The sequence below is a fragment of the Micromonospora orduensis genome, assembly GCF_006228125.1.
Lineage (GTDB): Bacteria > Actinomycetota > Actinomycetes > Mycobacteriales > Micromonosporaceae > Micromonospora > Micromonospora orduensis.
The window spans coordinates 25,002-35,186 of the sequence record NZ_VDFY01000146.1 but is presented as its reverse complement, the minus strand read 5'-3'; the positions used below and the strand labels follow the sequence as shown (position 1 = coordinate 35,186).

The 10,185-nt window shown below is 68.9% G+C and carries 12 protein-coding genes; 3 read left to right on the top strand and 9 right to left on the bottom strand.

Annotated elements, in window-relative coordinates; genetic code table 11:
• Positions 1-146: 146 nt before the first annotated feature.
• The 5 genes from FHG89_RS13445 to FHG89_RS13425 form a co-directional block, all read right to left on the bottom strand.
• Positions 147-548: an FAD-dependent oxidoreductase gene (locus FHG89_RS13445; RefSeq protein ID WP_139584719.1), complete on the bottom strand. Its 402-nt coding sequence runs from the start codon at positions 546-548 to the stop codon at positions 147-149.
• Between the two features lie 46 nt (positions 549-594).
• A complete protein-coding gene (locus FHG89_RS13440) occupies positions 595-1,029 on the bottom strand; it encodes a cupin domain-containing protein (protein ID WP_112675140.1) in 435 nt (144 codons plus the stop codon).
• A gap of 9 nt (positions 1,030-1,038) precedes the next feature.
• Positions 1,039-1,476: an STAS domain-containing protein gene (locus tag FHG89_RS13435; RefSeq protein ID WP_139584718.1), complete on the bottom strand. Its 438-nt coding sequence runs from the start codon at positions 1,474-1,476 to the stop codon at positions 1,039-1,041.
• A gap of 78 nt (positions 1,477-1,554) precedes the next feature.
• Positions 1,555-1,875, bottom strand: a complete 321-nt coding sequence (locus FHG89_RS33705; protein ID WP_244295413.1) for a TraR/DksA family transcriptional regulator — start codon at positions 1,873-1,875, stop codon at positions 1,555-1,557.
• Positions 1,876-2,466: 591 nt separating this feature from the next.
• Complete coding sequence (locus FHG89_RS13425) at positions 2,467-2,910, bottom strand: OsmC family peroxiredoxin (protein ID WP_112674664.1); 444 nt, start codon at positions 2,908-2,910, stop codon at positions 2,467-2,469.
• A gap of 671 nt (positions 2,911-3,581) precedes the next feature.
• On the opposite strand from FHG89_RS13425, the gene FHG89_RS13420 reads away from it, so the two are divergent.
• The 3 genes from FHG89_RS13420 (at position 3,582) to FHG89_RS13410 (ending at position 5,744) form a co-directional block, all read left to right on the top strand.
• Positions 3,582-4,040 (top strand): DUF488 domain-containing protein, encoded by a 459-nt coding sequence (locus tag FHG89_RS13420; protein WP_139584717.1) that lies wholly within the window; start codon positions 3,582-3,584, stop codon positions 4,038-4,040.
• A gap of 2 nt (positions 4,041-4,042) precedes the next feature.
• The gene (locus FHG89_RS13415; RefSeq protein ID WP_139584716.1) at positions 4,043-5,056 is read left to right on the top strand and encodes an Acg family FMN-binding oxidoreductase; all 1,014 of its coding nucleotides are present in this window, start codon (positions 4,043-4,045) and stop codon (positions 5,054-5,056) included.
• A 160-nt stretch (positions 5,057-5,216) separates the two neighbouring features.
• On the top strand, positions 5,217-5,744 hold the full coding sequence (locus FHG89_RS13410; protein WP_139584715.1) for a hypothetical protein: 528 nt from the start codon (positions 5,217-5,219) through the stop codon (positions 5,742-5,744).
• Positions 5,745-5,805: 61 nt separating this feature from the next.
• Here FHG89_RS13410 and FHG89_RS13405 read toward each other — a convergent pair whose 3' ends face one another.
• From FHG89_RS13405 to gap, 4 genes are all read right to left on the bottom strand, one after another.
• A complete protein-coding gene (locus tag FHG89_RS13405; RefSeq protein ID WP_139584714.1) occupies positions 5,806-7,038 on the bottom strand; it encodes a globin domain-containing protein in 1,233 nt (410 codons plus the stop codon).
• Positions 7,039-7,066: 28 nt separating this feature from the next.
• A complete protein-coding gene (locus FHG89_RS13400; RefSeq protein ID WP_112674654.1) occupies positions 7,067-7,495 on the bottom strand; it encodes an RrF2 family transcriptional regulator in 429 nt (142 codons plus the stop codon).
• A gap of 519 nt (positions 7,496-8,014) precedes the next feature.
• Positions 8,015-8,938, bottom strand: a complete 924-nt coding sequence (locus FHG89_RS13395; RefSeq protein WP_139584713.1) for a DNA-3-methyladenine glycosylase family protein — start codon at positions 8,936-8,938, stop codon at positions 8,015-8,017.
• A 174-nt stretch (positions 8,939-9,112) separates the two neighbouring features.
• Complete coding sequence (gene gap, locus FHG89_RS13390; RefSeq protein WP_139584712.1) at positions 9,113-10,114, bottom strand: type I glyceraldehyde-3-phosphate dehydrogenase; 1,002 nt, start codon at positions 10,112-10,114, stop codon at positions 9,113-9,115.
• Between the last annotated feature and the right edge of the window lie 71 nt (positions 10,115-10,185).

Genomic DNA, 10,185 nt, shown 5'->3' with positions numbered 1-10,185 from the left:
ATCACGGGCCACCCGCACAACGTCATCGCGGAACTCACGGGGGTAGGGCTTGGGCACAGCAACATCCTTCCAGCCCGCCACCAGGGCAAGCCAACTCAGATGTCACCTATCGGTGCAGCAGACCCCTTTCAGCCGGACCACGGTGGTCAGGGTTGAGGCTCTGGCACACATTTTGTGAGTCGTGCTCGCTGAGGGTTCGGGTTGGGTGCCGTCGCACCGGTGGCCAGCAGCAGCGCGTCGTAGCCGATGCGCTGACCGTCGCCCAGTTCGGCCTGCCGGGCTGCGCGGTCGACCGCGGATACATGGACGCCGGTTCGCAGGTCCACATCATGCGCGGCGTACCAGCCGGGTTCGTGCACGAACACCGACTCCCGCTCGGCCGTTCCGAGCAGCAGACCCTTGGACAGCGCCGGCCGCTCATAGGGCCGTTCGGGTTCTTCACCGAGCAGCACGATCTCGCCGCCGAAGCCGGTCTCCCGCAGCGTCTGCGCGGCCTTCGCCCCGGCCAGCCCTGCCCCTACGATCACGAACACGTGTGGGTCTTTCATCGACTTCTCTCCTTGCGATGCGTCGTCGTGGCTCGGTCTTCGGTGGCTAGGGCAGCGGTGCGTTCACGGGCCAGCGGCGGCGCCCGCGCTGGTGATGACGCTGGTAGGAATCGGGCAGGTCGGGGTTCACCCGGTTAGCCGGAGTCGGTATCGTTCGTTTGGCGACGGTGAGCAGCAGGGCCGCGTCCTCCAGGGCTATCACCGAGTGTCGAACGTCGGGCACGATGAGTAGCTGGCCGGTCGATACGTCGGTGGTGTCATCGCCGGCCGTGACCCGCACCCGCCCGCGTAGCACCTGCACGGTCGCCTCGCCCGGGTGGTCGTGCTCCTCGATCCGTTGGCCGCAGGCCAACGCGATCACGCTTTGGTAGAGCAGGTGCGGACGTCCGCCATCAATGGTGCGCATGTTGCGGCGGCTCGACGCGTTGAGCGCGCGGCTCAGCAGTCCATCGACGAGCGCCGTCAACGGCCATTTCTCCATCATTAGCTCCTATCCGTGCGGCAAGGCGTCAACACCGGCGGTCGACGGTTTCGCCGCACACCGCCGGTCGTCGCGGTGGCGCCGGGATCGGCGTGACCGCGCTGCTCGGGCGGTCTCCGGTGCCGGCTGCGGGTGCCGCCCGGTGAGGGCGGTGAAGACGCCGGTGAGTTCCAGGACGCGGCGGACCTGGCGCTGCGGGTTGACCACCGTGTAGCGGTGTCCCCGGCTGACGGCGGTGTTGCGGCCGACCACCAGCGCGCCGATACCGGCGCAGTCCAGGAACGTCACCCGGGCCAGGTCGACGACCACGGCGATGCGGTCCGGTGTCTGCAGGGTGTCCTGAAGGGCTGATACCAGCGCGTCGACGGCGCCCATGTCCACGTCGCCGGCGAGGGCAAGCGTGACCAGGCCGTCGTCACGGTGATGTCGAGTCAACGAGAAACGCATGAAGGCCTCCGGGCGGTGTGCCGATGTCCTGTCGCGTGCATCGTCGTGCGGTGACGCTCGTCGTCGGTGCCGGTGGTGTCAGCCGGTCTGCCTGCGCTGGCACGGCACGCAGAACCGGGCATGCGGCAGGATCTCCAGTCGTTGCAGCGAAATGTCGGCCGTGCAGCGTTCGCAGCTGCCGTAGCTGCCCTCGGCCATGCGACGCAGCGCGTGAGCGGTGTCGGACACCGCCTGGCGGGCCGACGCGATGAGCGCGGCGAGAGTGTCGTGGTCGTAGCCGCCGTGGCTCCGCTGCCGGCTGCGCACGGTGAGCTCGGCGAGTTGGTCGGTGCTCCGTTGGAACTGCTCCTCCAAGCTGGTGCGGAGCAGGTCGATCGGATCCTGCACGGTGCTGGTCACCTCAATGGTCCTTTCACAGCTCGAGTAGCGGCTACGGATGCCAACCACCGCCAGACCGGCTGGGTGGGTGTGGCACTGCCACGGTGCGGGCGGTGGCCATCTACGGTGACTTCCGCCCGCGGTGAAGGGCTGCCGGCTCAGCGCATAGACGGCGCGTGGCGCGGCGTGGACACCGTGCTCGACGTTCCACAGCCGAGTCCCGCCACTGTCATGATCGCCGGTCGATGTCGGATGCGACCGGCGCGTCCCCGGGGCAACCGGGCGGTCGAACACCGTTCCTCGGGGCGGCCGCACGCGGCCCGCTGCCAGGGTCAGCATGTGACTTGTCACCGTCGGCCTCCCGGCTCGTTCCAGAAGAACCACCCGTCTGTCCAGCCTGTGCCGCCCTGAACGCGATGGCAGCGGGCCGCACCGGTCAACACCAGGGCGCGTGGTTGCCGACCGTCCGCAAGCACGGGACCCTCAGCACCCGGTCCTGAGTGCCACCGCCCGGGATGCGACCCCGACAACGGGTACGGCCTAACCAGGTCCGCCGCCCGCACGGCCAATCATGTCGAGGTGGTTCGCTGCCGCCTGGGTGACTGGCGTGAATCAGCTCGGCTGCAGGGTGGCTTCGACGCTGATCCGAGCACCGGCGAACAGCCGTGAGACGGGGCACAATGCGGCTGCGTCGTCCACTACCTTCTGAAAGCCTGCCGCGTCGAGCCCGGGCACCCAGCCGTCCACGCGCAGCGTGGAGGAGACGATGGTCGGTACGCCGTCGACGTCGTCCAGGGTCACCGTTGCCGCGACGTTGAGGCGATCCGGTGGCGTGTGGGCCTTGCCGAGCAGCAGCGTGAGTGCCATCGCGAAGCAGGACGAGTGAGCGGCGCCAACCAATTCCTCGGGACTGGTCTTGCCGCCGGGCGTCTCCGTGCGCGCCGCCCAGGTCACGTCCAGCCCGTCGAGTGCGTCGCTCCCCGAGCGGATCACTCCGCCGCCGGCGGTCAACGAGCCTTCCCAGGTCGTTTCTGCGGTTCGTTGGGCAATACTCATCTGCGACTCCTCAAGTATCGATGCGGTGACGGGTGACGGGGCTGCGCGGCATGGAACTGCTGGATCGTGGCCACGTGGCCCTCGTTCTGCCCTGTTCATGGACACTGCTCTGCAGCGACGACCGCCGGCCGGACCACTCTGTTATCGAGCCGACGTCGCCTCGATCACCATCAATGATTGCCGTCGGTCCGGTCCGGCACAGGTGCCGTCGCCGGTCAGGTCGGGTGCCGCAACTTGCCGATGCTCGGCACTACGGCGCTCACGACACCGCGGCGCGGGCCAGCGAATCGGACGGTCGCCTACACCACCAATCCCGTCAGCCTCTGGCCGGCCAGCCATCGTCGGGTCTGCCGACACCGCGTGGACGTGGCCGGCACACGGAATTCGCACCCGATCATCGCTCGCGTTTCGCGCGGAGCCGCCGGACCGATCCCCCGCCGCGGTGATCGGCCTCCGCCTGGCCCCTTCCGGTGAGACACCACCAGGTCGAGCTGATGCCGGGGTAGGGCAACCATCGCGCCCGGCGTTGCCGGGACCCGGCAATCTGTCACCGCGCTAGGTGCTGGCCACACACCTGTCCCGCGACGAGGGCATGGCGCGAGCATTGGCGACGACACCTCGCACCGCGGTCCGTGTGGCAATCCGCGAGCGATCCCCATCGAGGAGGACCGATGGAAAGGCAGGTAAGGCTCCGCCGGGTCTACCATGATCCCTCACCCGATGACGGCGCCCGGGTGCTGGTCGACCGGGTGTGGCCACGCGGTCTGACCAAGGCTGCGGTCCATCTCGATGAGTGGGTGAAGGACATCGCGCCGTCCACGCCACTGCGCCGCTGGTACGGCCACCGACCGGAACGCTTCACCGAGTTCCGGGACCGCTACCTGGTCGAACTCCGCGACGCCCGACCAGCAGCCGCCATCGACCGGCTCCGGGAACTGACCCGCACGAGGACCGTCACGCTCCTGACGGCCACCCGAGACGTCGAGCACAGCCAGGCAGCCGTCCTCAGTGACCTTCTACGCGGCGCCCGAACAGCCCGTGACCCGGTGCCGAAGGTGCCTGGTTCGACCCCACGCCGCCGCCGGGTGAACGTCGGCGGTCCGCCGCATACGAACGCTCAGGAGGCCTGAGTATGAGACATGAGGCGACGGCGGTCGACCGGCTGCCTGCTGTCGCGTTCACCGACGCTGCTACCGCAGCCGGGAATGCGCCGTCGATCCTCAACACCCAACCGTGGCTGTGGCGGGTACACCCGGAACGACTGGACCTGTTCGCCACCCGCAGCCGCCAGCTGACGGCCGGAGACCCTCAGGGCCGGCAGCTGATGCTCAGCTGCGGGGCCGCCCTGCACCACGCCCGGATCGCACTCGCCGCTGACGGCTGGTCGGCGCACGTGGCCCGGCTACCGGAAGCAAACGATCCGGACCTGCTGGCCACGCTCGTGATGCACGACCGGACTCCGGTGACGATGGAGGCCCTGCGCCTGGCGCACGCGATACGCATCCGGCACACCGACCGGCGGCCAGTGAGCGAGCGGTCCATACCCGAGGCGGGGTTGCGGGCCATCGCGGCCGCGGCCTGCGCGGAAGGCAGCCTGCACATCCTCTCCTCCGACAACGTGGCGGACCTGGGTTCCGCGGCAGGCCGGGCCGCGACGATGGAAGCCGGCGACCCGCAGATCGCCGCGGAACTGACCTACTGGACCGGCCGTGCCCGGCTGTCGGGCGCCGGCCTCCCCGACAGTGTGCTGCCCGAGCACCCCACGCAGACCACCGTGCCCAGTCGCGACTTCGGCCGGCCCGGGACACTGCCGGTCGGCGCCGGGCACGACCGAGCCGCGGTCTACGCGCTGCTGTTCGGCGACGGGGACGGACCGCAGGACTGGCTGCGTGCCGGAGAGGCACTGTCGGCGGCGTGGTTGACCGCCACCACCATCGGCGTGTCAGTGGTGCCGCTCTGCGGTGTCGTCGAGGTCGCCGCCACCTGGCACACCCTGCGGCACCTGCTCGCCGGCCTCGGCCACCCGTACCTCGCCCTGCGGCTGGGGATCGCCGATCCGGAACAGCACGGGCCGCCACCGCGAACACCGCGGCTTGCTGTCACGCAGGTGATCGACACCTCCGCGGTGCCCTCGGACCAGCTCTGATCCCACGCGCACAGGGGGTGTCGCCACTCATCGACACCAGATCTCTTGGCCCTCGACGCGTTTCACTCGAGTTGCGTACGTGGGTAGCCGGGTTCAGCGGTAGCTCGAGTTCGCCCGTCCCGCTCAACCGTTACGAAGGCGACCGATGGGAGATCCTGCGATGCAGTACGCACGCGACGGCGCGATGTCCGCTCTGGTCCTTGGTGTCTTCGCGTCCTGCTGGTTCGGGTGGGCGCAGGAGAAGCCTCCGCCGGGGTGGCGGTCACCGCTGATCGTGGGCGCGGTGCTGAGTTTGATCGTCGCCGTGGTCGGTGCGGTGTACGCGTGGCGGAATTGCTCAGGTGGTTCGGCGCTGGGTGAACCGGGCGCCATGCGCCGGTACGCCATCATCGTCGGCGTCGAGTTCGGCATCGCCTGGATAGGCGCCGCCGTGATCGCCCTCTACGGAGGCGGCGAGTACATCGCCGCGTGGGTCTGCCTGGTGGTAGGCGTGCACTTCTGGCCGATGGCACCGGTCCTGAAAAGCCCGTCCCTGGTGGCGCTGGGGGCGCTGTTGACTGGTGTCGCGGTCGGAGCCGTCCTCGTCTCCCGAACTACCGCCGTCGCCACGAGTGCCATCACGGGTGCGGGGGCCGGGCTGGCCCTGCTCGGCTTCGCCAGCTGGGCTGCGCTGTCGGCCATCGCGTAGTCCGAGCGAGCCGGAACTGCTACTACGCCGCCGACCCGCTCCACCCGTGAGTTCGGCGCGTTCAGGCCGTGGTAGCCAATTGGGCGGTCGCGCGCTTCGGCGTGGCGCGCCACTGTTCGGAGCCGAAGACCTCGTAGCGGATCTGGCCATCGCTGATCCCGCGGCGGTGCAGCCCAGCCCGGACGCTCTGCATGAACGGCACCGGGCCGCACAGGTAGACCTCCGCGTCAGGGTGCAGCGGGATGACGTCGGTGTCGACGAAACCGTGGTACGCGTCCGGGACGTCGCTCGCCTGCTCGTACCAGACGAAGGTGGTGCAGGACGTCAGCCGCGAGCCGTGGCCGGCCATTTCCAGGCGCAGCGGGTGGCGTTCGGCGCTGCGGTCGGCGTGCACGATCGTGACCTGCCGGGTCGGCTGGGTGCGGGCCACGTGGTCCAGGATCGCGGCCATCGGGGTGATGCCCACCCCGGCGCTGACCAGGACGAGCGGCGCCGCGCTGTCGCGCAGGGTGAGGTCGCCGTACGGGTGGCTCAGCCGCAGCCGGTCGCCGGCGTCGACCTGGTCGTGCAGGAAGGTCGAAACCACGCCGTCCGGGGCGCCATCGCTGCCGCGTACCCTCCGCACGGTGATCCGCAGGGTGCCGCCGCTGGCCGCCTGGGAGAGCGAGTACTGCCGCAGTTGGCGGCTGCCGTCCGGCAGGTCGGCGGCGACGGTCACATACTGGCCGGGCAGGAAAGCGGGGGCCGGGAGCCCGTCGACGGGGGTCAGGATGAACGACATCGTGTCGTGCGCTTCGGCGATCTTCTTCGCTACCAGGTAGTCGCGCCACGGGTCGGCGTCATCCACCCCGGCTTCGGCATACAGACGGGCCTCGCGGCCGATAAGCCGAGCGGCGAAGAGCCAGTAGACCTCGTCCCAGGCGGCGGCCACCACGGGGGTGACTGCGTCGCCCAGCGTCGCGCCGACCGCGCCCATCAGGTAGCGACCGACCATCGTGTACTGCTCCGGGCGGATGCCCAGCGCGCAGTGCCGCTGCGCGATGCGCTCCACGATGTGGTCGAAGACCACGCTCTTCGGGCCCGCGCCGACCAGGTGCGCGGCGAAGGCCGCGACCGCGCCGGCCAGGGCGCTGCGCTGCTCGCCGGTGGCCTGCGCACTACGGCTGAACAGGTCGAGCAACTCCGGATTCTCGTCGAGCATCGTCTCGTAGAAGGTGCCGGAGATCTGGTCGAGGTGCTTGCCGACGACCGGCAGGGTGGCCTCGATGACCGGGGCGCTGGTGGCAGAGAGCATCGGTTTCTCCTGGTGACGGATGGAACGGTCAGCGCCGGCCGAGACTGAGCAGTACTTGCCGGGCGGGCGGGGCGCTCAGATCGCCGACGGTGATCGGGTCGAGGGCGGCGTAGAACGCCTCTTGGGCGCGGCGCAGCGCCCCGCGCAGCAGACAGTCCCGGCTCAGCGGGCAGGCCTGCTCGCCCTCGCAGTCGACGACCTCGGTATCGCCCTCCAGCTTCCGGACTAGCCCGCCGATCGACGCGGTGTGCGCGGTGCCGGCGAGGCGCACCCCGCCGCTGCGGCCCCGAACGGTCTCCAGCAGTCCCAGATGCTGCAGTCGCTGCACCACCTTGGCCAGGTGGTGCCGTGGCACTGCGAGCACCTCGGCCAGCTCGTCGATGGTCAGCCGGTCGTCGCGCACCGCGCTGAGCATGAGGATGCGAAGACTGATGTCCGTGGATCTGTTGAGCCGCACGAACCGACCCTACCGATAAGAGGACTCTCAAAGTCGTCTTTATGAGCGGTGTCACGGCGATGGGACCCGAAGGCCCGACGGTCGCTGGGACGTGCCGTCGCCAGGATCTCCCGCCCGGGCAGTGGATGGATTGCGTGAGGTGATCACCGCCGGATGACTTTGGTCTCGCCCCGCATCGATGTTCCGACGAATGCGCCGACCGCCAGCCTCAAACCTGGAAACCTGGCCGGGGCGGCGCTGTTGCCCGCCCGGGAACTGCGATCGCGTAGGGATTTTCGTCCTGCACCACGTCGATGCTGCCGGCGATCCTGCTGCGGACCGCCACCGCCCGGTGCCGGACGTTGTCGTGCAACGCTGCCCCGGCCCACCCGGCGCGGTACTCATTGGCGAACCCCCGTCCCACACTGATCGTGAGCATGACCCCGATGACCACAGGCGTCGGTATGCTCACCGACGAAGTAGGACACGACGGCCGCGGCAGTCAGCAGTCTCGGCTGGTCAGCTGCGTGGCGGCAGGGGTCATAACGCGCCGTTCGCGCGCAGTTTGTCCAGTAGCAGGTGAAAGTAGACGAGGCCCTCGTAGGGACGCCACGGAGATGTCAACTGCTGGATACGATCGTAGGTCGGCTTGCCGGCGAGGTGAAACAATCGTTGCAGGTTGTTCTGCGCCCCGACGTCGTCGTCCGGGAAGGTGTCCAGCCTTCCGAGTCCTCGCAGCAGTACATACTCCGCGGACCACCGGCCGATGCCGTGCACGCGCGACAGCGCGGCGACAGCCTGGTCGTTGTTCAAGCCCTCAAGCCGCTCTAGATCCACACTCGTGTCGACGACATGGACGGCGAGCTGCTGGATCGCCCGCGCCTTCTGGCGGCTGAACCCGAGTTCGCGGATCGCTTCCTCGCCCACGTCGGCCAGGTCGGCCGCTGCGGGGAACGCGTGCCGCACACCATCGTGATCAACAAGGTGCGGCCCGAATCGCTGCGACAACCGGTTCAACACGATGATCCCCAGATCCAGGGTCACCTGCTGGCAGGCGATCGCATTGACCAGTCCCTCGAAGACGGTCGGAAAGCGAGGCGGGCGCAGCCCGCGGAACCGCTGCACCAGCGGACCGATGACAGGGTCGTCATCGGCGAGCTCGTAGAAGGGCCGCAGATCGACCGATAGCCCGAACATCTTCTGGACGAGCAGGCCGGCCTCGTTCAAGGCCCGCTCGCTGATGGGTGTTGCCGATTCCACGGTGACCATCAGCGTCGGTTGGACGCCGGTCGTCGCCTGAACGGCTGTCAGCCGTGCGGGGTGTCCGTCGGCGATGATGACGCGGCTGTACTGGCCGTCGTCCCACCGGTCGACGGTGTTCTTCCAGCGTCGTCGCAACGCCCAGGCCGTCAGATCCAGCCGAAATGGATAGGGTGCAGGCAGAACAATCGTGGCTTGTGCCATATGCGGTCCCAAATACTGTAGCGGCGGGCGCGGCGTACCCGTTCTGGTGACGGCCCGGGGACGGCTGCGGTGAGCCGGAACCGCCCGGCCATCGGCGACCCGCGCTGCAAAGGTCGTCCGGGGTGTTCCGGGAGGGAATGCGTCACGGAACACCGCTCGTCCGGTCGGCGAGCATCATGCGGCTACACCGAGTGTGCTGCGGGCCTCGCGGATCATCTGGTGGGTGAAGCCCCATTCGTTGTCGTACCAGGCCATCACCTTGACCAGCGTGCCGTCCACGACGCGGGTCAGGTCCAGGTCGATGACAGCGGCGCGTGAATCTCCGACGATGTCGGCGGAGACCAGAGGATCCTGCGAGACACCGAGAATGCCGCGGTAGCGCTCGTCGGTGGCCTCTTGCCGGAACGCGGCGTTGACTTCCTCAACGGTGGTCGGCCGGCTCGCGACAAACACGATGTCGGCGACCGACCCGACCGGGATCGGTGCGCGTACCGCGATGCCGTCGAACCTGTCGGCCAGCTCGGGTACCGCGCGGGTGGTCGCTCGGGCCGCCCCGGTCGAGGTCGGCACGAGGTTAGCGGCCCCGGCCCGACCGCGCCGGAAGCTCTTGGCGGGGCCGTCGACCAGCTGTTGGCCGGCGGTGTAGGCGTGGATGGTCGTCATCACCGCCCGTTGGACACCGATGTGACGGTGAGCGATTTCGATGACCGGGGTGATGCAATTGGTGGTGCAGCTGGCGCAGGAAACGATCTGTGGTGCGCCGTCGGGACGGTTCACGCCGTGCACCACGGTGGGTACTGCCTCCGACGATGTCGGGGCGGACAGGATCACGAAGGAGGCGCCGGCTTGCAGGTGCTTCTTCAGCTCGTCCTCGGTTTTGAAGACGCCGGTGCATTCCAGGACCAGGTCGACGCCGAGGTCGGCCCACGGCAGCTTCGCCGGGTCGCGTTCGGTGAACGTCGCGATCCGTCGACCGTCGACGAGCAGCGCCCCGTCTTCGGTGCTGACCCGGCGGTGGTAGCGGCCGTAGACGGTGTCGTACCTGAGCAGGTAGGCCAGGTTGTCGACGTCGGCGACATCGTTGACCGCGACGAGGTTCAACCCGTCGGCGTCCAGCAGGATCCTCAACGCCGCACGGCCGATGCGGCCCAGCCCGTTGATCGCCACGTTCGGCATCTCAGACCACTTTCCTCTAGGTTCATTGGGTTTCGTTCCGCGCGTACCTGCCGGTGAAGGATGTAAGGCAG

Excerpts from the sequence above, each read along its gene's own strand:
- gap (WP_139584712.1), bottom strand. The coding sequence starts at position 10,114 with ATGCCGAACGTGGCGATCAACGGGCTGGGCCGCATCGGCCGTGCGGCG.
- FHG89_RS13395 (WP_139584713.1), bottom strand. The coding sequence starts at position 8,938 with ATGGCACAAGCCACGATTGTTCTGCCTGCACCCTATCCATTTCGGCTG.
- FHG89_RS13405 (WP_139584714.1), bottom strand. The coding sequence starts at position 7,038 with ATGCTCTCTGCCACCAGCGCCCCGGTCATCGAGGCCACCCTGCCGGTC.
- FHG89_RS13425 (WP_112674664.1), bottom strand. The coding sequence starts at position 2,910 with ATGAGTATTGCCCAACGAACCGCAGAAACGACCTGGGAAGGCTCGTTG.
- FHG89_RS13440 (WP_112675140.1), bottom strand. The coding sequence starts at position 1,029 with ATGGAGAAATGGCCGTTGACGGCGCTCGTCGATGGACTGCTGAGCCGC.
- FHG89_RS13415 (WP_139584716.1), top strand. The coding sequence starts at position 4,043 with ATGAGACATGAGGCGACGGCGGTCGACCGGCTGCCTGCTGTCGCGTTC.
- FHG89_RS13435 (WP_139584718.1), bottom strand. The coding sequence starts at position 1,476 with ATGCGTTTCTCGTTGACTCGACATCACCGTGACGACGGCCTGGTCACG.
- FHG89_RS13410 (WP_139584715.1), top strand. The coding sequence starts at position 5,217 with ATGCAGTACGCACGCGACGGCGCGATGTCCGCTCTGGTCCTTGGTGTC.
- FHG89_RS13420 (WP_139584717.1), top strand. The coding sequence starts at position 3,582 with ATGGAAAGGCAGGTAAGGCTCCGCCGGGTCTACCATGATCCCTCACCC.
- FHG89_RS13445 (WP_139584719.1), bottom strand. The coding sequence starts at position 548 with ATGAAAGACCCACACGTGTTCGTGATCGTAGGGGCAGGGCTGGCCGGG.